The organism is Streptomyces sp. NBC_01390 (assembly GCF_045040105.1).
Taxonomy (GTDB): domain Bacteria; phylum Actinomycetota; class Actinomycetes; order Streptomycetales; family Streptomycetaceae; genus Streptomyces.
This window is the reverse complement of the sequence record NZ_CP109551.1, coordinates 4,390,419-4,413,738: the sequence shown is the minus strand read 5'-3', so window position 1 is coordinate 4,413,738 and position 23,320 is coordinate 4,390,419. Positions and strand designations below refer to the sequence as shown.

The following is a 23,320-nucleotide window of genomic DNA, read 5'->3' as shown; positions in this document are numbered from 1 at the left end:
GTTCGGAACAGGGTGAGGGCCTCGGCGAGGTTTCCGGGGCCGCACGCGGCGTGGAAGGTCCTCTCAGCGGTCCAGGCATGGCAGGAGATGTAAACGGGCGGCGCGGGGGCTCGGGCGCGGCAGCTTGTGCGCCGGCAGCAGCACCAGCTCGGTGCGCCACCGCCGCGCGACGATGCTGCCGGCGCCCGCCGGCGGGAATCGGATGCCGGTCATCGCCCAGCTCGTGGCGGCCGATGAGGTCAGTGCATCCAGTAGGAAGGTGGCTGTCCCCGCGGCCCCGTCGGGATCAGCCACCGTACGAGTTCCGGCCGGTGCAGGTCTCTGTCGCACCGCTCACTTGGCTAGCACAACAGGCTCGGCCAACCTGGGACGCATCCACGGGTACGGATCGGTGATCGCGGAACGCTTTGCGCGGACGTCGGCGCGGGCTTCCAGGATCGAGCCGGCGGCCGTGTAGTACCTTCCACGTCCCGACCCGTGTGCGGCCAGGAGACCGACGGCAACCAGGTGAGCAAGGTCTCGGGTGGCCATCTGGCCTTCGATCTCGGCGCGCTTCATGTAGCCGCTGCGTCGGATCCGGTAGCCGAGGACCGCGTCGAACAACAGGTCCATCACGCGCTCCGGAAGCGAGTGGCGCTCGACCAAGGCATCGAGATGGGCCCAATAACGGCTGGCATCCTCGAAGCGTCGGGCCATCGTCTGAGCCTGCATGTGATGGGCGCGCAGGCAGAACGAAAGCCAAAGGTGAGCGTCAGGACGTGGCGCCCACACACCATGCCCGGTGTGACCGAGTGCGGCGTAGTAGTCGAGCGTGTTCGCAGTGACCCCAAGCCACTCTTCGATGGAGGAAAAGGCCGGGTCTCCGATGTCCGAACGGGTCAGCACGAGCGTCGCGACGGCGCGAGCCATACGTCCGTTGCCGTCTCGGAACGGATGGATCATGACCAGGTTGAGGTGTGCCATCGCAGAGCGGACGACGGGGTCGTGATCGTGGGCAGTGCGGAGATGTTCGACCAGCACGTCTATGAGGTCGGGCACGAGCTCGTTGTCGGGCCCCTCGTACACCTGCTCGTCGGTGGCCTCGTTGTGGACGTAGATCGGCCCCTTGCGGAATCGCCCTGGAGACTTGGACGGCTCGTGCTGCAGCATCATGAAGTGCATGGCCCGCAGCTCAGTGGTGTCATACGTGGCGAGGCTGTCGCCGCCCACCGCGAGCACGTAGCTCATGGCTCGCTGGTAGCCCTTGATCTCCTCGAAGGTTTTCTCATCGGCGCTCATGGGCTCGTCGTCATCGAGTGCCGCGAGAGCGTCATCTTCTTCAACGACATAGCCCTCGATGCTGTTCGAGCCCTGGATGGCCTTGGCGAGGACAGAACGGCGCAGGCCGCCTTCCCAGCGTCGGGGGGTGCGCAGTGCGTGTCGCATGTCCTTGCGCATCCGGTGGATCTCGCCCAGGACGGCTTTGTCCTCGCTGCTCAGGGAGGGGACCGTGTAGAGATCGATGCGAGATGATTGCTTCATGTAGTCACGGTAACTGTTCTTTGACTACTTTAACTAGTCAAGCCTTCGCGCCGGTCAGTCCACACTGTTGGACTGGCAGCCGGTGTCTATGTCCGACCGCAGTCCTCGCTGTCTGCTGCTCGCCGGAGGCCGGATCCGAAGCGGGCCATGGCATCAAGCTGGGAGGTCTTGCGCGTGTGCGCTCTGCAACTGGCGCACTGCCACTACGGCGACACCCCGGGAAGCTGGTCCTCGAACGTGGTGGAGACCTACCAGCGGGCCGAGAAGGACGGGCTGCTTCCCGCCGGCGTCACCGCTGTCGCCAACGCCATCCACTACCGCCACGTCGAATCCCAATTCCCCGACAACGATCTGCCGACCACGGCCGAACTTTTCCAGATCATCGTCCTCGCCTACCGACTGGCCTGGCAGGCGCGCACCGTGGTCGAGTCCTACGTGGAGACCGGCAAGCCCCGCACGTAGCGGCTCGACCTGGTGCACCACGACGTACAGCCAACACAACGACACGGGCCCCGGCTCCCCCTCACCCGCACGCCCGACTTCTGCGCCACGCGCACTCGCGGGGCGGCAGTAAGGGGGAGTCGACCGGCGGCGCCGATCGCGTCACCGCACCAGACCAGCCTCACCCGCGTGATGGACCTCGACGAGCGCCGCCTCGCGATCCTCCTGCGCGCCATGATCAGCCTGTCAGGGGTCGACACACTCGCCGTGGGCACACGCCTCTGAACTCCCGCCCCTCGCGCGCGGCGCGACGAGAGTGGCCGATGTGCTGGATCTGCCCCAGCCTGGAGGGTGCCGTGCGTGGGGGAGAAGTGAGCGCAGAGAGACGGAAGGGGTACGGGAGGTGGCGGAAAGGCGGCGGATGTCGGCAGGGGGCGACGGAAGAATCGCGGAATGTGACCGGCGGTACCGTGGTTCGTCCTTTCATACACGTCTGCGGTCGCGTCCACTGGGTAGGGCTGCGGATGAAACCCGCCAACCGCCGTCAGCCGTCGTACGCGACAAGGAGGCCTCCGTGGCCGTACCGGCCCATATCTTCAGCGCCGAGAGTGCCGCCGCCGAGGCGCCGCTCACCAGCGAGCCGCCGCTGCCCGCCGCCGAGCCCCTCACCAGTGAGCCCCCGCTCGCCGACGCGGAGGCGATGACGAGCGAGCACGCCGACGTCGAGGCGGACCCCACGGGGCTGTACGAGGGTCCGGTCCCGGCGCTGTCGGACCTCGCGGGGCTGTAGATGTCCGTACCCGGGTCGGCCGAACCCGTCGAGGCCCACGAGAGCGGGGAGAGCCGGGCCGGGGAACGCCTCGCGCTCGCCCGTCTCGCCGAGCTGTACGGCGTCGCCCCCTCCTTCCGCCCCTCACCGGACCGTACGGTCGCCGCCTCCGACTCCGCGCTCGTCGCCGTCCTGGCCGCCCTCGGCGTCGACGCGACCACCCCGGAGACCGTCCGGGCCGCCCTCGCCGCCCGGGAACGGGAACTGGCGGCGCGGCTGCTGCCACCCACGGTGGTGTGCGGCGCCGACGGTACGGCGACCGCGCTGGCCCAGCTGCCCGAGGGCACCCGACTGCGGATCCGCACCGAACAGGGCGAGATCTGCGACTCCGTCGACCAACTCCCGCCCGGAATGCATGAGTTGGATGCCGTCGCGCCCGACGGGCGGGCCGCCCGCGCCCACCTCGTCGTCGCCCCGGCCCGGCTGCCCACGCCCACCGGACGCTCGTACGGACTCCTCGTCCAGCTGTACTCCCTTCTCTCCCGGCGCTCCTGGGGCATGGGCGACCTCGGTGATCTCGGCGAGCTGAGCGCCTGGGCCGGACGGGCGCTGGGTGCCGGATTCGTACAGGTCAACCCCCTGCACGCGGCCGTCCCCGGGGCGCCGACCGACCCGTCCCCGTACCGGCCGTCCTCCCGGCGCTTCCCCGATCCCGTGCATCTGCGGGTCGAGGCCGTCCCGGAGTTCGCGTACGTCCGGGCGGTCGAGGACCGTGAGCGGGTGCGCGGGCTGCTGGAGCGGGCCGGGCGGCTGCGGGAGTCGGTGCTGGACAAGGGTGAGCTCATCGACCGGGACGCCGTGTGGGAACTCAAGCGCGAGGCCCTGGAGCTGGTGTGTGCCGTACCGCTCGGGCCCGGGCGGCAGGCCGCGTACTCCGACTTCCTCGCCCGGGCCGGCGAGCCGCTGGAGGACCACGCCACCTGGTGCGCTCTGGCCGAGGCGCACGGCTCGGACTGGTCGCGCTGGCCGGCCGGCCTCCAGGACCCCCGGTCGGCCGAAACCGCCCGCGCCCGGGGCGAGTTGATGGACCGCGTCGACTTCCACTCCCGGCTCGCCTGGCTCACCGACACCCAGCTCGCCGACGCCCAGCGGGCGGCACGCGAGGCGGGCATGCCGGTCGGGATCGTGCACGACCTCGCCGTCGGGGTGCATCCCGGGGGCGCCGACGCCTGGGCGCAGCAGGAGTACTTCGCGGCCGGCATGTCGGTCGGCGCACCCCCGGACGCGTTCAACGCGCGCGGCCAGGACTGGGGCCTGCCGCCCTGGCGGCCGGACCGGCTGGCCGAGTCCGGCTACGCCCCGTACCGCCAGCTGCTGCGGTCCCTCTTCGGCTACGCGGGCGCCCTGCGCATCGACCACGTCATGGGCCTGTTCCGGCTCTGGTGGGTGCCCCAGGGGCTGGCGCCGACGGAGGGGGCGTACGTCCGGTACGACGCCGAGGCCATGCTCGCCGTCCTCGCGCTGGAGGCCTCGCGGGCCGGGGCGGTCGTGATCGGCGAGGACCTGGGGACCGTGGAGCCGGGGGTGCGGGAGACCCTGCACGAACGCGGGGTGCTCGGCACGTCCGTGCTGTGGTTCGAACGGGACTGGGACGGCGACGGACGCCCGCTGCCCCCCGACCACTGGCGCGCCGACTGTCTCGCCACCGTCACCACCCACGACCTGCCGCCCACCGCCGCCCGCCTCACCGGCGAGCACGTCGAACTCCGCGACCGGCTGGGCCTGTTGACCGTCCCGGCGGAGCAGGAGCGGGCCGTCGCCGCCGCCGACACGAACGAGTGGCTGACCCTGCTGGCCCGCCTCGGCCTGCTCCAGGGCGGCGGCGGTCCCTCGGGTACGGCGGAGGAGGCCGAGATCCAGGCCGTCCACCGCTATCTGCTGCGCACACCCGCCCGCATGATCGGCGTCTGGCTCCCGGACTGCGTCGGCGACCGGCGCCCGCAGAACCTCCCGGGTACGTGGGACCAGTACCCGAACTGGCGGCTGCCCGTCGCCGACGCGGAGGGTCGTCCGGTGACGCTGGAGGAGCTGGCGGGGTCGGCGCGGCTGTGGGCGCTGATGGGGGTGTTGCGGGAGGGCGGGTGAAGGCCGGGCCCTTCGTGGGGCGCCGAACCCCTCATACGGCACCCCGGGCGCGCGGCCCCGCCAGGCGTTCGCTACTTTTGCACCGTGGACAAGACGAACGCCCTGCGCGCCGGCGCCCTGGTGGCCGGTACGACGCTGATGATGCTGCTCATGACGTCTCCCGCGCTCGCGCTCACCCGCGACGACGGTGACGACCCCGGCCCCGGCCTGAGCGTCATCGAGACGCTGGGCCTCTATGTTGCCGCCCCGATCGGTCTGTTCGCGATCATCGCGGGTCTGGTGCTGATCCTGGACAAGTCCTCGGACCGCGCCCCCAAGTCCGTCAAGCCCAAGCCCGCCAAGGCGAAGGCCTGACCTGACCTGGGTTGACCTGGGTTGATCTGAGCAGTTGTTCCGAGGGCGCCGTTCGCACCCCCTGAGTCATGGGGTGCGAACGGCGCCCTCGGCGTGTTCTCAGCCGTCCGTCGCCGCCAGCAGTTCCCGCAGCAGGCCGGCCAGTTGCCCGGCCTGCTCGGCGTTGAGGGCGGCCAGGGCCTCCGTCTGCGCGGCGAGACCGACGCCGACCGCCTGGTCCACGCGGGTCAGCCCCTCCTCGGTCAGGGTGACCTGGAGGCCGCGCCGGTCATGGGGGTCGGGGGAGCGGCGTACCAGCCCGGCCCGCTCCAGCTTGTCGAGACGGCCGGTCATCCCGCCGGTGGTGAGCATCAGCGTCGACGACAGCTGACGCGGCGAGAGCGTGTACGGCTCGCCCGCCCGGCGCAGGGTCGCGAGCACGTCGAACTCGCCGCGTGCGATCCCGAACCGGGCGTACGCCTTCTCCGTGCGGTCGGCCATGGCACGCGCGAGCCGGTAGACGCGGCCGAACACCTCCATCGCGGCGGTGTCGAGATCGGGCCGCACCACCGCCCACTGGTCGATGATCGCGTCGACGGGGTCCCTGCGCTGCGGCGGCTGTGCGCTTGCACTCATGGGCCGAGTATCGCCGAAAAGGGAGCCGGAAGGTCACTCGCGAGAAAGCAGCTTGACGGAAAGTTGCTTAGCGCTAAGCTACTTATCGCTGACCTAATTCGCAGGAATCCGAAGGACCCCGAAGGGTGCGCTCATGCCCGCCAGCCGCTCGGCCCTCGTCCCCACCATCGCCCTCACCGCCCTGGCGCCCATCTCCTGGGGCACCACGTACGCGGTCACCACCGAGTTCCTCCCGCCCGACCGCCCCCTCTTCACCGCCCTCCTGCGCGCCCTGCCCGCCGGTCTCGTGCTGCTCGCGCTGACCCGGGTGCTGCCGCGCGGGGCCTGGTGGTGGAAGGCGACGGTCCTCGGCGCGCTCAACATCGGCGCCTTCTTCCCGCTGCTGTTCCTGTCCGCGTACCGGCTGCCGGGCGGTATGGCGGCGGTCGTCGGGTCGGTCGGCCCGCTGTTCGTCGCCGGGCTCGCGACGCTGCTCCTGGGTGAGCGTCCGACCGTACGCACCCTGCTCACCGGGATCGCGGCGGCGCTCGGCGTCAGTCTGGTCGTCCTGAAGGCGGCCGGGGCGCTGGACGCCGTGGGTGTGCTGGCCGCCCTCGCCTCCACCGCGTCGATGTCGACGGGCACCGTACTGACGAAGCGCTGGGGCCGCCCGGACGGCGTCGGCCCGCTCGCCCTCACCGGCTGGCAACTGACCGCCGGCGGGCTGCTCATCGCGCCGCTCGCCGTACTCGTCGAGGGTGCTCCGCCCGCGCTGGACGGCCGGGCCGCCGCCGGGTACCTCTACCTCGCCCTGGCGAACACGGCGGTGGCGTACTGGCTCTGGTTCCGCGGCATCGGCCGGCTCACCGCGACCCAGGTCACCTTCCTCGGCCCGCTGTCCCCGCTCACCGCCGCGATCGTCGGCTGGGCGGCCCTCGGCCAGGCGCTGACACCGCTCCAACTGGCAGGCATGGGCCTGGCGTTCGGGGCGACGGTGGCGGGGCAACTGGGGGCGCGTGGAGTGTCGGCCCCCGGGAGTCGTCCCGTGGCGAGGAAGGGGCGGCTTCCCGTCCTGGTGGCGCGCCGCTGATCGGTAGGCCGAAACGCCGAACGGCGCGCCCCGGCAGATCGGGGCGCGCCGTTCGACAGAGGCGCTCGGCAGGACGAGCCGGTGACCTACGAGGCCGCCGCGTCCGCCGCCTGCGCCTTGAGGGCGCGCTCGACACCGGAACGGGACTCCGAGACGAGCCGGCGCAGAGCGGCGTTCGGCTCGGCGGAGGTCAGCCAGGCGTCCGTCTTCGCCAGGGTCTCCTCGGACACCTGGACGGCCGGGTAGAAGCCGATGGCGATCTGCTGGGCGATCTCGTGCGAGCGCGAGTCCCAGACCTCCTTGACCGCCGCGAAGTACTTGTCGGTGTACGGCTCCAGGAGCTCGCGCTGGTCGGTCTGGACGAAGCCCCCGATCACCGCCTCCTGGACGGCGTTCGGCAGCTTGTCGGACTCGATGACCGACGCCCAGGCCTCCGCCTTGGCCTCCGGCGTCGGACGGGCGGCCCGGGCGGTGGCGGCGTGCCGTTCACCGGCGGCCGTCTTGTCGCGCGCGTACTCGCCCGCGATCTCCTCCTCGTCGAAGCGCCCGACGGCCGCCAGCCGCTGCACGAACGACCAGCGCAGCTCGGTGTCGACGGCGAGGCCCTCGATGGTCTGCGTGCCCTCCAGCAGGGCGTCCAGAAGGTCCAGCTGCTCCGGCGTACGGGCTGTCGCCGCGAACGCGCGGGCCCAGGCCAGCTGGTGGTCGGAGCCCGCCTCGGCCGCGCGGAGGTGGGCCAGCGTGGCGTCCGTCCAGCGGGTCAGCAGGGCCTCGCGGGCGGCCGGGTCGGCGTACAGGTCGATCGCCAGCTTCACCTGCCGGTGGAGCGACTGCACGACGCCGATGTCCGACTCCTTGCCGATGCCCGACAGGACGAGGGAGAGGTAGTCGCGGGCGGCCAGTTCGGCGTCGCGGGTCATGTCCCAGGCGGAGGCCCAGCACAGCGCGCGCGGGAGGGACGCCTCGAAGTCGCCCAGGTGTTCGGTGACGAAGGCGAGGGACGCCTCGTCGAGGCGGACCTTGGAGTACGACAGGTCGTCGTCGTTGAGCAGGATCACGGCCGGACGACGCCTGCCGACCAGCTGCGGTACGGCCGTCAGCTCGCCGTCGACGTCCAGCTCGATCCGACCGTTCTCGTCGTCGCGCAGCAGCTTGCCGCTCTCGTCGTCGAGGTCGTACAGGCCGACGGCGATCCGGTGCGGCCGGAGCGTCGACTCACCCTTGGCGCCGGCGGGCAGCGCCGGGGCCTCCTGGCGGATGGCGAAGGAGGTGATGACCCCGTCCGCGTCCGTCTCGATCTCGGGACGCAGGATGTTGATGCCGGCCGTCTCCAGCCACGACTTCGACCAGGCCTTCAGGTCGCGCCCGGAGGTCTTCTCCAGGGCGCCCAGCAGGTCGCTGAGCCGCGTGTTGCCGTACGCGTGCTGCTTGAAGTAGGCCTGCACGCCCGCGAAGAACGCGTCCATGCCGACATACGCGACGAGCTGCTTCAGTACGGAGGCGCCCTTGGCGTACGTGATGCCGTCGAAGTTGACGAGCACGTCGTCGAGGTCGCCGATGTCGGCCATGATCGGGTGGGTGGACGGCAGCTGGTCCTGGCGGTAGGCCCACGTCTTCATGGAGTTGGCGAACGTGGTCCAGCTGTGCGGCCAGCGCGACTGCGGGGCGTACGCCTGGCACGCGGCCTCGGCGTAGGTGGCGAACGACTCGTTCAGCCACAGGTCGTTCCACCACTCCATGGTGACCAGGTTGCCGAACCACATGTGGGCCAGCTCGTGCAGGATCGTGGCGGCCCGCGTCTCGTACGCGGCGTCGGTCACCTTCGAGCGGAACACGTACTGGTCGCGGAAGGTGACCGCGCCCGCGTTCTCCATGGCACCGGCGTTGAACTCGGGAACGAACAACTGGTCGTACTTCTTGAACGGGTACGCGTAGTCGAACTTCTCCTGGAACCACTCGAAGCCCTGCCGAGTGACCTCGAAGATGGCGTCCGAGTCGAGGAACTCGGCGAGCGAGGGCCGGCAGTAGATGCCGAGCGGGACCGACTGCCCGTCCTTCTCGTACACGCTGTGCACCGAGTGGTACGGGCCCAGGATGAGCGCCGTGATGTACGTGGAGATACGGGGCGTCGGCTCGAAGACCCAGATGTCGTCCTTGGGCTCCGGCGTCGGCGAGTTGGAGATGACGGTCCAGCCGGTGGGCGCCTTCACGGTGAACTGGAAGGTCGCCTTGAGGTCAGGCTGCTCGAACGAGGCGAACACGCGCCGGGCGTCCGGCACCTCGAACTGGGTGTAGAGGTAGGCCTGCTGGTCGACGGGGTCGACGAAGCGGTGCAGGCCCTCACCGGTGTTGGTGTAGGCGGCGTCGGCGACGACGCGGAGCACGTTGCGGCCGGACAGCAGTCCCGGCAGCGCGATCCGGGAATCCTTGAAGACCTCGTCGGGGTCGAGCGCGTCCCCGTTGAGGGTGACCTCCAGTACGGCCGGGGCCACCAGGTCGATGAAGGACTCCGCGCCGGTCTCGGCGGAGTCGAAGCGCACCGTGGTCACGGACCTGTAGGTGCCGCCCTCCTGTGCGCCGGAGAGATCGAGCTCGATCTCGTACGAGTCAACGGTGAGCAGCTTCGCCCGCGCTTGCGCCTCTTCGCGGGTCAGGTTTGTGCCAGGCACGCGGTCATCTCCTCGTATGTGTGGGTTGCGCCATCCTTCCATGGGACCCAGGGCCGACGCGATGCCCGGAACCCGCCGCTGAGCGGGGTGGACAGCCCGTCGACCCGATGATCCTCAAGTGGCCGCGTTGTGCTGACGATGGGCGGGCCGAGTTGGTTCCCCTCCAGCCCCGGCCGGCACCATCCAGCCCGTCCCCCGCACCCATCCAGCCCAGGCCCGCATCTTCAGCCCGTCCGGCGTTTGAGGACGAGGCCCCTTCAGGGCCGATGGGGGGGTCTGGGGGCGCAGCCCCCAGGTTCAGGATGGGACGGGTAGGGGCGGCGGGGGCGAGGAAACGACTGCCTACCGCTGCAACTCCACCGCCACCAACTCCGCAATCTGCACGGCGTTCAGCGCCGCACCCTTCCTCAGGTTGTCGTTGGAGACGAAGAACGCCAGCCCGTTCTCCACCGTCTCGTCCACCCGGATCCGCCCCACGAACGACGCGTCCTGACCGGCCGCCTCAAGAGGCGTCGGGATCTCGGAGAGGACGACACCCGGCGCCCCAGCCAGCAGCTCCGTCGCCCGCTCCACCGACAGCGGGCGCGCGAACCGCGCGTTCACCTGCAGCGAGTGCCCCGAGAACACCGGCACGCGGACACACGTACCGGAGACCTTCAGCTCCGGGATCTCCAGGATCTTGCGGGACTCGTTGCGGAGCTTCTGCTCCTCGTCCGTCTCGAACGAACCGTCGTCCACCACATTGCCCGCCAGCGGCAGCACGTTGAACGCGATCGGCCGCTTGTAGACCTGCGGCTCGGGGAAGTCGACCGCCGAACCGTCGTGCGTCAGCTTGTCCGCGTCGGCGACCACCTTCAGCGCCTGCCCGTGCAGCTCCGCCACACCCGCCACACCCGAACCGGACACCGCCTGGTACGTCGCGACGACCAGCGCGTCGAGGCCCGCCTCCGTGTGCAGCGGCCGCAGGACCGGCATCGCGGCCATCGTCGTGCAGTTCGGGTTGGCGATGATGCCCTTGGGACGGTCGACGATCGCGTGCGGGTTCACCTCGGAGACGACCAGGGGCACGTCCGGGTCCCGGCGCCACGCCGACGAGTTGTCGATCACTACGGCACCCTGCGAGGCGACCTTCTCCGCGAGCGCCTTCGAGGTCGCGCCGCCCGCCGAGAACAGCACGATGTCGAGGCCGGTGTAGTCGGCCGTCGCCGCGTCCTCCACCGTGACGCCGTCGAGGACCGACCCGGCGGACCGCGCCGACGCGAACAGTCGCAGCTCGGTGACCGGGAACTCGCGCTCGACGAGGATCCTGCGCATGACCGTGCCGACCTGCCCGGTGGCTCCGACGATTCCGACCCTCACGGCGACTCCTTCTGTATGGCGCTGTATCGCGCGACCGATTGCGTGACCGGCGCATTTCCATCATGCGTCTCACCCGGGGCAACATGTCCAATCCTTTGCCCGGCATGCCCGAGGACTGGGACAGGACACGCGCCGCGAACGGCCGCGATATTCCGGCGGCACCTCTGCCGAGCTGGAGAAACCGGCTTTACGGGGACGGCGCGGCGCAAGCTGTACGGGCCCGGCCGGACGGGGACGGGCGGGCCGATCGTCTCGCTTCGATAACGGTGTGACGTACGTCTCCGCCGAGGTCGAACGTTTCGGGCGCCCTCGGCGTCGTAGAGAAAACGCGGCGAGGGGGAGGGTGCTTGTGCTGCGCAGAAAGGCCCGGCGCGTCCAGGAGGACGAACACGGCGACCCGCTGGACCCGGCGCAGGAGCGCAGGGTCCGAGCGGTGCTCGCGCTCGGCGGCGTGCCGCAGGCGGACCTGCTGGACGGGGTACAGCAGGTCCGCCTGCGGCTGCTGGAACGCACCGCGAACGGACACGAGGCACCGCGTGACGTCTCGGCGTGGGCGGCGGTCGTCGCCTCCAACCTCGCCATGGACTGGCACCGGTCGAAGCGCCGCCAGGAACGGCTGGGGGAGCGGCTGGCCTCCCTGCGCCAGCCGGTGGCCCACCCCTCCGGCGAGGAGACGAGCCTGCTCTCCCTCGCCGTCGCCCGAGGACTCGACGACCTGCCCGACTCCCAGCGCCAGGTAGTGGTCCTGCGCTTCTTCGCCGACCTGCCGGTACGCGGGATCGCCGAGGAACTGGGCATCCCGGAGGGCACGGTCAAGAGCAGGCTGCACACGGCGGTACGGGCATTGCGTGCCCGCCTGCACGAGGACGAGGTGGTGTGACATGGCCGCCGAACACAACGGCGTGGACGCGCTGATGGCCGCGCTGACGGACGACCCGCTGCCCGAAGGGGCCTTGACGGACGCCGACTTCATGGCCGAGCACTGGTCGGCGGCAGCCGATGTGGCGCTGCTGCGCGAGCAGTTGGGGCTCATCGGGGACGCGCTGGCGACCCAGGAACACGGCACGGAGACCGCACAGGAGCCCGTGCGAAAGCCGGTCCGGGCTCCGGTGCGAGTTCCGGTACGGGAACGGCGGTACTGGCGTCCTCTGCGCACCCTCGCCCTCGGTGTCGCCGGTGTTACCGCGGCGGGGGCCATGGTCACGGGGTCGGTGTGGATCCTGTCGCAGGCCGGGAAGGGCGTCGAGGACTCGGGGACGGCCTCGTCGTCCGGCTCCGGCCCGCACGATGTCAGCGGCGGGGGCACCAAGGACGGGGGCGGCCCGGCCAAGCTGAGTCACGAGGGATATCTCGCCTGCGCCCGTCTGCTCGTCGAGGGCACGGTCACCGCGGTCGACCCCGGACCCGGCGCCGACCAGGACCGGATCACCCTGCGCGTGACTCGGTACTACAAGCCGGACAAGGGCCCGGCCGAGGTGACGTTCGTGATGGACCAGGAGGTCGACCCCCGGTTGGCCGTGGGCGACCACACGCTGATCGGGATCCCCACGGGCGCCGGGTCCCCCGACATCTGGAGCACCGACGAGCGGCAGATCGCCGCCGAACGGGCCTGGATCACGGCCACGCTGCCGGAGTCGCGCACCCTGCCGTGCCCGTGAACCAAAACGAGGCGGGCGTCCGGTACCAGGTACCGGACGCCCGCCCTGTTGGTCGTACCTACCGTTACGGCGTGACCTTCTCGATCTTCACGTTGCCGATACCGGCGGCCGTGCCGTGCGCGTTCACCAGGGCCACCTGGCCGAAGAACTCGCGGCCGGCGGGTGCCGGGGCGTTGGCGACGATGTTGCCGGAGACGGTCGCCGAGGCGCCCGTGCCGAGCTTCACCGGGGTGCCGGCGACCTGGATGGAGCCCAGGGCGGCCGAGTAGAAGACGTCCTGGTAGTCGTACGCGGTCGTACCGGCCGGGATCGCGTAGCCGATGACCTGGACGGTGTACGTGCCGGCGGCGGGCGAGGCGATGGAGACCGCCTCCTCCGAGTCGCCGTCGGCGGAGTTGGCGACCTCGTTGCCGGCCGCGTCGTACACGAACAGGTCGAGGTCGGCGGCGGTGTCCGAGACGTTGCCGATGGCGACGTCCAGGGACGCGGCGCCCGCGGGCACCTCGACCGTGGTCGTCTGGGTCTCACCGTTGGCGATGGTCGGACGGGCGTTCAGCGCAGAGCCGAGCGGACCGCCGGCCAGCTTGCCGTCGACCGGGGCCAGGTTGTTCGTCACCTTCCAGGAGGCGGCGATCGGCGTACCGACCTTGGCCTCGGGGACGGTCACGACATCCGGGTCGAAGGTCGCGCCCAGGACGGTGGCGTCCAGCTTGTACGGGTTGTCGAGCAGCGGCGACGTACGACGCGACTCGACCTCGACCTCCCAGACACCGGCCTGCGGGTTCGGGTACGAACGCACGTCGGGCGCACAGCCGTTGGTGTTCGGGTAGTTGCTGTAGCAGTACGGCGTGCCCGTGTCCTCGACCGGGACACCGTACGGGTGGATCGAGATGAACCGGGTCTGGCTGGTGGCGGCCAGTCCGCTGATCGCGACCTCAAGGGTCTTGGCGCCCTCGGGCACGGTCAGGAAGTAGGACCGGGTGCTGTTGCGCTGCACCGAACCCGACGCGGAGAACGTGTACTTGAGCGGCGTCGAGACCACGACAGTGGTCAGGATCTGCTTGTCGACGCCGTCGGTCCTCGGGTCGTCGACCTCAAGGATGGCGCTCTTGATGCCGGCCGTGTCCGACTCCGCGGTGACCTTGATGGTGACCGGCTTGTTCAGCTCCAGCTTGACGTGCTCGGAGCCGGCGATCTCGAAGGTGCCACCGGCGTTGTTCTTGAAGTGCAGATCGTGCCGGATCGCCTTGGCGGGACCGGACGTACGCGTCACGGTGATGTCGTACGACTTCTCGACGCCGGCCTTGAGGCCGCCCTCGCGGTCGTACAGGCCGGTGCCGAAGCCCGGGGTCTTCAGCGCGAAGTCGATCGCGGTGTCGACCGGGGCCTTGACCGTGTAGTCGTGGGCGGCGTCGTCGACCTTGGCGGAGCTGATCGCCCGCCACGCGTCCACGATGTTGATGAGGCCCGCGCCCTCCTCGTACGCCTGCACACCTGGGATGTGGTCGGCGTGCGTGACCAGGGCCGTGCGGAGGAGCGCCGGGGTGAGGGCGATGTGCCTCTGCTTGGCGGCCGAGAGCAGCAGCGCCGAGGCGCCGGCGGCCTGCGGGGACGCCATCGAGGTGCCCTGCAGCATCGAGTAGCCGGCCGGGAGGGTGTAGCCCGCCTGGGCGACCGGGGAGCCGGGCAGCCAGGTCTGCGTGGTGTTGATCGAGGCGCCGGGCGCGCTGAGCGTCGGCGTGAAGCCACCGTCCTCACGCGGACCGCGCGAGGAGAACGGCATCATCGCGTACTTCTTCGTCACGACGGAGCCGTAGTTGGACGCCCAGGTCTCCTTGGAGATGGCCGCGCCGACCGAGATGACCTTGTCGGCCAGACCGGGGTCACCGATCGTGTTGGCACCGGGGCCGGAGTTGCCCGCGGAGATCACGAGCTGCACGCCGTACGTGTCGATCAGCCGCGTGTACAGCTCGGCGCGCGCGTTGTTGCCGTCGTTCAGCGCCGGGAGGCCGCCGATCGACATGTTGACGATGTCGACGCCACGGTTGACGACGAGGTCGATCATGCCCTCGGTCAGCGCGATGTTGGTGCAGCCCGCGGCGAAGAGGCAGGCGCGGGACGACACGATCTTGGCGCCGGGCGCGGCACCGTTCATCTTGCCGCCGAACAGGCTGTTCGCCGAGGTGATACCGGCGACGTGGGTGCCGTGCTCGGACGAGATGATGCCGATGTTCGCGTAGTCGGCCTTGGCGCCGGCCGCGTTGTAGACGACGTCCTTGCGGATCTCGACGACGAACGGGATGCGCTCGACGACGTCGGTCGCCGGGTTGTCCGTCCCGAAGTAGCCGATCTGGTAGCCGTCCTTGTACGGCTTCATCGGGGTGTCGTCGGTGAAGTCGTGGTTGTCGTTCACGTCGACGGTGACCGTGCCGGCGGCGGCGTTGTACAGCACGCCCCAGACGTCGGTCTTGTCGCCGTCGCGGTTGACGTCGCCGGCCTCGTCACCACCGGCGGTGACGGCCTCGGAGAAGTAGCTGAACTTGTAGTCGCCGACCGGCGCCGTGAAGTTCTCGGTGCCCTGGCTGGCCGTGGTGATGGCGAAGGCCGGACCGGCGACCGCCCTCGTCTGCCGCAGCCAGCTGCCGTCGCCGTCGGAGACCGGGTCGGTGGACGTCACCCAGTCGACGACCTTGCGCTCGCCGGTGGTGGTCTTCTGCAGCGCGGGGTGCCCGAGGTCCACACCGGAGTCGAGGATGCCGATGGTGATGCCCCGGCCGTCCGCCTTCGGGTTCTTCTTCACGAAGTCGACGGCGCCCGTCTCGAAGGACGGGTTGTAGGGGTTCGCGGCGGGCGTGTTCTTGTCCGGCGCGGCGTAGGTCTTGGTGGCGGCACCCGCCTGGGGGGCGGAGGCGGTGTCGGCACTCGGGGTCGGGTCGTCCAGCGGGATGTCCTGGCGCAGGTCGATCCCCTGTACGGAGGAGAGCTTCGCGGCGGCCTTGATGGCCGCGTCGGCCTTCGCGGTCGGGACGGTGGCCCGGACGTAGCCGACCTTGTCGAAGGTCCGGCCCACGAGGCCGCCCTGGACCGCGTCCAGCTGCGCGGCGACCTGCTCGGTCTGGCCCGGAGCGGTGGCGATCATCATCGTGACGGTCTTGTCGCCGTCGGCCTTGGCCTCGGAGAGGAGCTCGGCGTCGTCGGAGCCGAGCTTGTCGTGCGCCGACTTGACGGTGCCGTCGGCCGGGGCCGCCTCCGTCGCAGTGTCCGCGGAGAAGGCCATGGGTATGGGCCCCGCCCCGGAGAGCGCGGCCACCAGTCCGGCGGCCACGGCTATGCGTGCCAGGCGTCTCGCGCTCGTTATCGGTTCGCGCTCGGGCGTGAAGGTCATCGGCATCCCTTGTAGGTAAAGGAACGTGCGTCGAGCGACCGGGTCGATCGACCCTGGTCGCGATCGTCCGGATACGACCCCGGATGATCGCCCAGCTTTACTCAAGGGGCAGATGTTTGGGGAAGGTTGACCGAAACGATATGGATGGATGGGGAAAACCCGCGATCTGCCATGAGGAGATATGGCCAAAAAGGTGAACTTTCACACCTTGTGTGGCCCGGTCGGGTAGGGGTGAAGCGAGGGGTGGGTTCTGCTGCGGCGCGGCACCGGTCCGCCGCCGCGAACGGCTCTCCGCCACCGCCCACGGCTCTCTGCCACTGCCCACGGCTCGATGCGGACCCTGGCCGGATAATCCGCCCACCGGTTCCAGCCGAGCACGTTAACTTCGTTGTGTGCGAACGACCTTGAGGGTGGCGGCCTACGCCGTCTGTGTCCGGAACGGCCAGATTCTGCTCGCCCGCAGCCCCGACGGCCGGGGCGGCCACGAGTGGGTACTGCCGGGCGGCGGCATGGAACACGGCGAGGACCCGTACGACACGGTCCGCCGCGAGCTCACGGAGGAGACGGGCTACCGCATCGACGTGACCGGCCTGCTGGGCATCGACTCCGTCCGCCACACGCTGACCCACCGCTGGCGGCGCCCGAGGGACCACCACGGCGTACGACTGGTGTACGAGGGTCTGATCACCGGCGGCGAACTCCGCCCGGAGACGAACGGCTCCACGGACCTGGCCGCCTGGCACGACCTGGGCGCGGTGGCGGGGCTGCAGAAGGTGCGGCTGGTGGATGTCGGGCTGGAACTGTGGCTGGAACGGCCGGTCACGGGACGCGCCTCGAAGGCCCGGCAGTAACCCTCGGGAAAGGGTTCAGTACCCCGGAAAGTGAACGCGGAGTGACCGGCTCCGGGCCGTTCGCCGTGCGGTCGTGAACGGGCGAGGTGGCCCAAGATCCACGTACGGAGATCGGCGTCGCGCGTTGCTGCCTCGTTCACGCGCAGGTCATCCCCGATGCCAAGCATCCAGAGTGAGCGGGACGTTCGCACTTGCGATGGCCCGTGACCACTTCCGACGCGTTCGCACTCGGGGAGACCGCGCCATGTCGCGCACACGCTCTGTCGCAAGCCCCACGCCGGGACTCAATCGACGTTCACTGCTCGCCACGGCCGGGGCGGTGTCCGTCTCGGCGGGCCTCGGCTACGGGCTGCGGCCCAGTGACAGCCAGGCCGCCACGGCAGCCGCCGCCGAGGCGCCGGCGGCCGGGTCCGGTCAGGCGCAGGCCGCGCCGGCCGCGCTCGCCCCCTTCACCCGGGGCACCACACTCAACACGGTCTCCGCGCCCCTCGGCTCGGGCGGCTACCGGCGCCTCGGCGAGGGCACGGCGTGGGGGCGGGTGGTTCGTGCGGAGCTGGCGTCGCCGAAGTCGGGCCGCGCCGCCCGCCGGACCACGATGGCGGCCTTCGTCCAGTTCACGGACCTGCACCTGACCGACGTACAGCACCCGCTGCGCCTGGAGTACATGCGTTCGGCCGACCGGCACGCCTGGCGCCCGCACGAGGCACTGACGGTGCAGGGCGCGACCTCGCTGGTCGAGCGGATCAACGCACTGCGCGGGGCGCCGGTCACCGGCTCGCCGCTGCACTTCGTGATGACCACGGGCGACAACACGGACAACAACGCGCACTCCGAGCTGGAGTGGTTCATGAAGGTGATGAGCGGCGGGCGCATGACGCCGAACACCGGTGACCCCCGCCACTACGAGGGCGTCCAGAACAGCGGCCTCCCGCTCTACTGGCAGCCGGACTCCGCCACCCGCGACTCCGACAAGCAGGACGGCTTCCCGCACATCGAGGGCTTCCTCGAGGCGGCGATCCGGGAGGTGCGCAGCCCCGGCCTGAACCTCCCCTGGTACTCGACGGTCGGCAACCACGACTCCCTGCCCCTCGGCTGCTACGCCTCCCACAGCGACCCCTTCCTCACCGACTTCGCGGTCGGCGGCAAGAAGCTGATGGATCTGCCGACGGCCCGCAGCAAGGCGCTCCAGGACCAGATCAGAAGCTCCGACGACCCGAGGGGCATCCGCTTCCGGGAGCTGATCCAGGCCCACACCCGCGACCTGCGCTCGGTCACCCCGGACGAGAAGAGGGCCCCGTTCACCCGGGCGGACTATCTGAAGGCGCACCTGGACCCGGCGTACGCGGGCGTGGGCCCGGTCGGTCACGGCTACTCGGCGGCCAACCTGGAATCCGGAACCCAGTACTACACCTTCCGGATCTCGGACGACGTCGTCGGCATCAGCATCGACACCACCGACCCGGGCGGCCACTACCAGGGCTCGATCGGCGCGGCCCAAGTGCGCTGGCTGGACCGGACGTTGAAGGAACACGCGAAGGCAGGCTCGTACGCCGTCGTCTTCAGCCACCACACCAGCGAGTCGATGACCAACACCCACCGCGACCCGGCCCACCCGGACGAACACCGCTACAACGGCGCGGACCTCGTGGCGCTGCTCGCCAGTCACCGCAATGTCCTCGCCTGGGTGAACGGCCACATCCACCGCAACGTCATCACCGCGCACTCGGCCCCGGACAACCGCTCGTTCTGGGAGATCTCGACCGCGTCACACGTCGACTTCCCCCAACTGGCCCGCATCATCGAGCTGGTGGACAACAACGACGGCACCCTCTCGCTGTTCACCACCCTGGTCGAATCGGCGGCCCCCCACCGCACGGACTACACGGACCTCTCCCAGACGGGCCTTGCGGCCCTGTACCGGGAGCTGTCGTTCAACGCGCCGGGGGCGAACATGGACCTTTCGGGGGACGCGGGGGACCGGAACGTGGAGCTGGTGCTGAAGAAGGGGTGAGCTCCGGGGACCCGGTTCGGAGCGCCACCGTATTTCCGGCGTCACCGTATTTCCACTAGGTACCTTCCAATAGCTGGATCACCGGCTTGGGGAGGCATCAGCACCATGGACGAGCGACAGCCGCTCACCGACGACTCACTGGACGAAGCCGCCGACGCGTTCCAACGGCTTCGTCCACGGCTGTTCGGCATCGCCTACCGCATCCTGGGCAGCGTGTCGGAGGCGGAGGACGTGGTCCAGGACGTCTGGGTGCGATGGCAGGGCGCGGACCGGGGCGCGGTGCTGGATCCCGGGGCCTTCCTGGCGAAGATCGCCACCCGCCTGGCGATCAACGTGGCTCAGTCGGCGCGGGTTCGCCGTGAGGCCTACGTGGGACCGTGGCTGCCGGAGCCCGTCGACACAAGCCTGGATCCGCAGGTCGGCGCGGAGCGCGGCGAGGCGCTGGAGCTGGCCGTGCTGCTGGTCCTGGAAAGGCTGAATCCCGTGGAGCGGGCGGCCTACGTGCTCCGGGAGGCGTTCGACTACACGTACCCCGAGATCGCGAGCATGCTCCAGCTGAACCAGGCGAATGTGCGTCAGCTCGTCAGCAGGGCCCGCAAGCACCTGTCCACCGAGCGTCGTGAACCCGTCGACACGGCACAGCACCGGCGCCTGCTCGAGGCCTTCGTCGCCGCCGCGCGGCTCGGTGACGTCGCCGCACTGGAGAACGTGCTGTCGGACGACGTCGTCGCCTACGCGGACGGGAACGGCATGCGCGGCGTGGCACGACTGGCGGTCATGGGGGCCGGCCGGGTGGCCCGGATCACTGCCTTCGCCAGGAAGGTCTTCCCCGGCGCGGAGTACGACGTGGTCGAGGCCAACGGACGGCCCGGCCTGATGCTGGTCAAGGACGGTGTCGCTGTCGCCCTGGTGAACGTCACGGCGGGGCCGGACGGTATCGACGGGCTCTACTGGATCCTGGCCCCGGACAAGCTGAGGGCGTACGAGCGTTCGACACGCAGGCTCACCGGCCGCCCGTAAGCCCGTAGGGCCGTAGCGAGGAGAGGGCGCCTGCCCGCAGCGCAGAGTGCTCTCTCCTCGCTCACCCGGTCGGTCAGTTCTGCCTGAGCCAGTCCTCGTAGCGGGTGGACGCGATGTACGCCGTGTCGTCGCCGACGAGAACCCCGTCGGGCCAGCCCGCGAACAGCCCGGCGACGTCGTCGGTGACGACGGAACGGCCGTCCGGCTTCGCCGCCAGGGTGATCTCGCCGAGCCGGTCGAGTCGGTGGACCTCGGGGCCCGCGATGTTGCGCACGCCGTTCGACGGTTCACCCTGAGCCGCGTCGGCGACGGCGGCGGCGACCTCGGCGGAGGCGATCGGACGCAGCAGCGTGGAAGCCATGTGCACCTCCGCACCCTGGGTGGACATGCCCATCACCGGGGCGATGAACTCGAAGAACTGGGTGGCGCGCACGATGCTGTAGGGAACGCCGCCGCCGCGCACGCCTTCCTCCTGGGCGACCTTGGCCAGGTAGTAACCGTAGTCGGGTACCTGGTCGACGCCGACGATGGAGAGCGCGACGTGGTGACGCACCCCCGCCTCCTTCTCGGCCGCAGTCATGTTCCGCCCCGAGCGGGTGAAGAAGTCCAGCGCCGCCTCGGTTTCGAAGGACGGGGAGTTCGTCACGTCCACCACCACGTCCGCGCCCTTGAAGGCCTGTGCCAGGCCCTCGCCCGTGAGGGTGTCGACGCCCGTGGAGGGAGAGGCCGCCACGGCGTCGTGACCGCTGCCCCGCAGCAGCGCGACCACTTGCGAGCCGATGAGCCCCGTACCTCCGACGACCACGATCTTCATCACTGTCTCCATTCGCTGGTCCGGCTTCCCGACGGGCCCGACGACACTCCGCCCGACCCGGTGCGCCAAGGCGCACAACTACAGGACAGGACAGCTGCGGGATCTGTGACTCACTCCCCGGACTGACTGAAACACGCCCAACCATCACCCCCCTCTCAACCTCCCGCTCATCCGTCGTGTCACTCCTGCCGACGCTCATGAACAGGACGAGCAAGGTCGAGCAATTGACTAGCAAGGACACGCAAGGTCGAGCAGGGAAGAACAAGGGGGAATGGATGTCAGTCAGCAAGAGGCTGGTCGGGATGGCTGCGGCGCTCGCCGTCGCGGCAGGCGCGTTCGCCGCACCCGCTGTGGCGTCGGCGGCTGCGCCGGCCGAACGGGGCGGCGGTCACGAAGGCACCCGTGCCGCCATGAACGCCGCCGTCCAGGACGGCGTACCCGGCGTGGCCCTCCAGACCAAGGACGGCCACGGCGTCTGGAAGGCGACCGCCGGTGTCGGTAACCGCAGGACCGGTGCGCCGCGCAGCGCCCAGGACAACTTCCGGGCCGGCAGCATCACGAAGACGTTCATCGCGACCGTCCTGCTCCAGCTGGAGGCCGAGGGGCGGGTGTCGCTCGACGACACGGTCGACAAGTGGCTGCCGGGAGTCGTCAGCGGCAACGGCCACGACGGACGGAAGATCACCCTCCGCCAGCTCCTCAACCACACCAGCGGCATCTTCAACTACACCGAGGACGAGGACTTCCAGCGCGAGGTCTTCCTCGCGGAGGGCTTCTTCAAGAACCGGTACCGCACCTGGACCCCGAAGGAGATCGTCGGGATCGCCATGGCTCACCAGCCCGAGTTCGCCCCGGGCGCGGGCTGGAGCTACTCCAACACCAACTACACGATCGCCGGGATGGTCATCAAGAAGGTGACCGGCAACTCGTACGGCGACGAGGTCCGGCGGCGCGTCATCGAGCCGCTGGGCCTGCACGGCACGTACATGCCGGGTACGAGCGCCAAGGTGCCGCAGACCAGCAGCCGCGCCTACTCGACGCTCGCAGCCACCCCCACCGGAAGGATCTACGACGTCACCGAGCTCAACCCCTCCGTCGCCAACTCCGCCGGCGAGATCATCTCCAACTCCGGTGACCTGAACCGGTTCTACTCGGCGCTCCTGCGCGGCAAGGTGCTGCCCGCGAAGCAACTCGCCGAGATGAAGACGACCGTCCCCGCCGGCCAGGTCGACGGGCGTTACGGACTCGGGCTCATCGAGAACGAGCTGAGCTGCGGGGTCACCGTCTGGGGCCACAGCGGTGGCATCCACGGCTCCACCTCCATGGCCGTCACCACGGCCGACGGCAAGCACTCCCTCTCCTTCAACTTCAACGGCGACTGGAGCGGCGACTCGGCGAAGATCGTCGAGGCGGAGTACTGCGGGACCGAGTAGCGAGGCGCCAGGAAACGCGAGCAGACACGAGGAGGGGCCCCCGGTCGCCCGGCGGCCCCTCCTCTCCCCTCCCGGTGCTGCCCGGTCCGTCACTACCTGGGCAGAACCACGACATACGCCGCCGGCTCGCGGTCCCCCGACGCCATCAGAGCCGTGCGTACGACAGTTGCCTGCTGCGCGATCGCCTCGCGCAGCTTGCGCGGCGTGATGTGGACGACCGTGATGCCCAGCCGCTCCAGATGCTCCCGCTTACGGGCGTACTCCGACCAGAGCGCGTCGTCCTCCTGCCGGTGGCCCGGGCGCGGGGCGCGCGTGTCGAGCTCCACCGCCACCGCCTGGTCGGGCCAGTAGGCGTCGAGGCCGCCGAGGCACGGGCCGCCCGGCAGGCGCAGATCGACGTTCCAGACGGGTTCCGGAAGGCCGTGGTCGCGGACCATCCGGTACAGCTGGTCCTCCGCGATCGCCCGGCCCTCCGCAAGCAGGGAGTCGACGGCGTCCACGACATGCGGTCGGCCCAGCAGCCGCCCTTGGCTCAGCTCCCGTACCACCGACGCCGGTTCACAGTGGCCGCCGCGCACCGCGTCGGTCAGCAGCCGGCGTACGGCGTCGGCGTCCGTGAGTCCGGCCACCGCGTCGGCGAGGGCGCGGGGAACCGGCGCGACCGGGAGCCCTTCGATCAGCTCGGGCGTGGGCAGGGCCGAGGAGCGGACAATGCGGACGCAGCCCGTCGACCGGAGCCGGCGCAGCCGGGGGACCAGGACGTCGACGGTGCCGAGGGACAGCAGCGGAGGTGCGGACGAGAAGCCGTGCAGGGCGAGCGCGGCGAGGCCGGTGATCATGGCCTCGGCGTAGACCGGGCGGCCTCGCTCCCGGTAGGGCTCCTCGGAGTCGGGCTGGGCCGGGATCCCCGTCGCCGGCCGCTCCTTCGCCGCGTACAGAAGTGCTGCGTGCAGCCGCTCCTCGCTGGTGGGCGGGCCCGGGTGCAGCAGGAACACGCCCGGCAGGATCTGCTGCCAGGGTCCGCCGGACCGGCACTGCTCGTTGGCCTCGGCGGGCGCGACGCCGTTCGCCCGCAGTTGCGCGGCGGTCAGTACCCGGCGCTGTACGTGGGACAGGCGGCGGAGGGGGCGGGTGCTCGGGGAGAGCGGGGTGTTGTGGGTCATGACTCCGGCATTCCCGTGTCCGATCCGCCCCCTAACCGCTGTT

Annotated in this window: 19 protein-coding genes; 11 read left to right on the top strand and 8 right to left on the bottom strand. The window is 70.3% G+C overall.

Annotated elements, in window-relative coordinates:
• Positions 1-63 precede the first annotated feature (63 nt).
• Complete coding sequence (locus OG241_RS19635; RefSeq protein ID WP_405816841.1) at positions 64-294, bottom strand: hypothetical protein; 231 nt, start codon at positions 292-294, stop codon at positions 64-66.
• A 39-nt stretch (positions 295-333) separates the two neighbouring features.
• Positions 334-1,521, bottom strand: coding sequence for a Fic family protein (locus tag OG241_RS19630; RefSeq protein ID WP_405816840.1), 1,188 nt, complete (start codon positions 1,519-1,521; stop codon positions 334-336).
• Between the two features lie 174 nt (positions 1,522-1,695).
• Here OG241_RS19630 and OG241_RS19625 point away from each other — a divergent pair, with 174 nt between their 5' ends.
• The 4 genes from OG241_RS19625 to OG241_RS19610 all read left to right on the top strand — a co-directional run bounded on the left by OG241_RS19625 (position 1,696) and on the right by OG241_RS19610 (position 5,230).
• Positions 1,696-1,983, top strand: a complete 288-nt coding sequence (locus OG241_RS19625) for a hypothetical protein (RefSeq protein WP_405816839.1) — start codon at positions 1,696-1,698, stop codon at positions 1,981-1,983.
• Between the two features lie 553 nt (positions 1,984-2,536).
• Entirely contained in the window at positions 2,537-2,752 is a 216-nt protein-coding gene (locus OG241_RS19620) for a hypothetical protein (RefSeq protein ID WP_405816838.1), read from the top strand.
• On the top strand, positions 2,753-4,876 hold the full coding sequence (gene malQ / locus OG241_RS19615; RefSeq protein WP_405816837.1) for a 4-alpha-glucanotransferase: 2,124 nt from the start codon (positions 2,753-2,755) through the stop codon (positions 4,874-4,876). It abuts the gene before it with no gap.
• Between the two features lie 84 nt (positions 4,877-4,960).
• Positions 4,961-5,230, top strand: coding sequence for a hypothetical protein (locus OG241_RS19610; RefSeq protein ID WP_405816836.1), 270 nt, complete (start codon positions 4,961-4,963; stop codon positions 5,228-5,230).
• 99 nt (positions 5,231-5,329) lie between these two features.
• Here the strand turns inward: OG241_RS19610 and OG241_RS19605 are convergent, their stop codons facing one another.
• Positions 5,330-5,845, bottom strand: coding sequence for a MarR family winged helix-turn-helix transcriptional regulator (locus tag OG241_RS19605; protein WP_405816835.1), 516 nt, complete (start codon positions 5,843-5,845; stop codon positions 5,330-5,332).
• Between the two features lie 133 nt (positions 5,846-5,978).
• Here OG241_RS19605 and OG241_RS19600 point away from each other — a divergent pair, with 133 nt between their 5' ends.
• Positions 5,979-6,914: an EamA family transporter gene (locus OG241_RS19600; RefSeq protein ID WP_405816834.1), complete on the top strand. Its 936-nt coding sequence runs from the start codon at positions 5,979-5,981 to the stop codon at positions 6,912-6,914.
• 86 nt (positions 6,915-7,000) lie between these two features.
• Here OG241_RS19600 and pepN read toward each other — a convergent pair whose 3' ends face one another.
• Positions 7,001-9,583, bottom strand: a complete 2,583-nt coding sequence (gene pepN / locus OG241_RS19595) for an aminopeptidase N (RefSeq protein ID WP_405816833.1) — start codon at positions 9,581-9,583, stop codon at positions 7,001-7,003.
• 342 nt (positions 9,584-9,925) lie between these two features.
• Entirely contained in the window at positions 9,926-10,942 is a 1,017-nt protein-coding gene (locus OG241_RS19590; RefSeq protein WP_405816832.1) for an aspartate-semialdehyde dehydrogenase, read from the bottom strand.
• Positions 10,943-11,285: 343 nt separating this feature from the next.
• On the opposite strand from OG241_RS19590, the gene OG241_RS19585 reads away from it, so the two are divergent.
• Positions 11,286-11,822: a sigma-70 family RNA polymerase sigma factor gene (locus OG241_RS19585; protein WP_405816831.1), complete on the top strand. Its 537-nt coding sequence runs from the start codon at positions 11,286-11,288 to the stop codon at positions 11,820-11,822.
• Position 11,823: 1 nt separating this feature from the next.
• Positions 11,824-12,600 carry a hypothetical protein gene (locus OG241_RS19580; RefSeq protein ID WP_405816830.1) on the top strand — a complete coding sequence of 259 codons (777 nt, stop codon included), beginning with the start codon at positions 11,824-11,826 and terminating at the stop codon, positions 12,598-12,600.
• Positions 12,601-12,664: 64 nt separating this feature from the next.
• Here the strand turns inward: OG241_RS19580 and OG241_RS19575 are convergent, their stop codons facing one another.
• Positions 12,665-15,985 carry a S8 family serine peptidase gene (locus OG241_RS19575; RefSeq protein WP_405816829.1) on the bottom strand — a complete coding sequence of 1,107 codons (3,321 nt, stop codon included), beginning with the start codon at positions 15,983-15,985 and terminating at the stop codon, positions 12,665-12,667.
• A gap of 392 nt (positions 15,986-16,377) precedes the next feature.
• Between OG241_RS19575 and OG241_RS19570 the strand changes: the two genes are divergently transcribed.
• The 3 genes from OG241_RS19570 to OG241_RS19560 all read left to right on the top strand — a co-directional run bounded on the left by OG241_RS19570 (position 16,378) and on the right by OG241_RS19560 (position 19,867).
• A complete protein-coding gene (locus tag OG241_RS19570) occupies positions 16,378-16,836 on the top strand; it encodes an NUDIX hydrolase (protein ID WP_405816828.1) in 459 nt (152 codons plus the stop codon).
• A gap of 244 nt (positions 16,837-17,080) precedes the next feature.
• Complete coding sequence (locus tag OG241_RS19565; RefSeq protein ID WP_405816827.1) at positions 17,081-18,847, top strand: TIGR03767 family metallophosphoesterase; 1,767 nt, start codon at positions 17,081-17,083, stop codon at positions 18,845-18,847.
• 105 nt (positions 18,848-18,952) lie between these two features.
• A complete protein-coding gene (locus OG241_RS19560; RefSeq protein ID WP_405816826.1) occupies positions 18,953-19,867 on the top strand; it encodes an RNA polymerase sigma-70 factor in 915 nt (304 codons plus the stop codon).
• Positions 19,868-19,940: 73 nt separating this feature from the next.
• Here the strand turns inward: OG241_RS19560 and OG241_RS19555 are convergent, their stop codons facing one another.
• Positions 19,941-20,681 (bottom strand): SDR family oxidoreductase, encoded by a 741-nt coding sequence (locus tag OG241_RS19555; RefSeq protein WP_405816825.1) that lies wholly within the window; start codon positions 20,679-20,681, stop codon positions 19,941-19,943.
• Positions 20,682-20,956: 275 nt separating this feature from the next.
• On the opposite strand from OG241_RS19555, the gene OG241_RS19550 reads away from it, so the two are divergent.
• Positions 20,957-22,114: a serine hydrolase domain-containing protein gene (locus OG241_RS19550; protein ID WP_405816824.1), complete on the top strand. Its 1,158-nt coding sequence runs from the start codon at positions 20,957-20,959 to the stop codon at positions 22,112-22,114.
• Between the two features lie 92 nt (positions 22,115-22,206).
• Here OG241_RS19550 and OG241_RS19545 read toward each other — a convergent pair whose 3' ends face one another.
• A complete protein-coding gene (locus tag OG241_RS19545) occupies positions 22,207-23,277 on the bottom strand; it encodes a hypothetical protein (protein WP_405816823.1) in 1,071 nt (356 codons plus the stop codon).
• Positions 23,278-23,320: the final 43 nt, after the last annotated feature.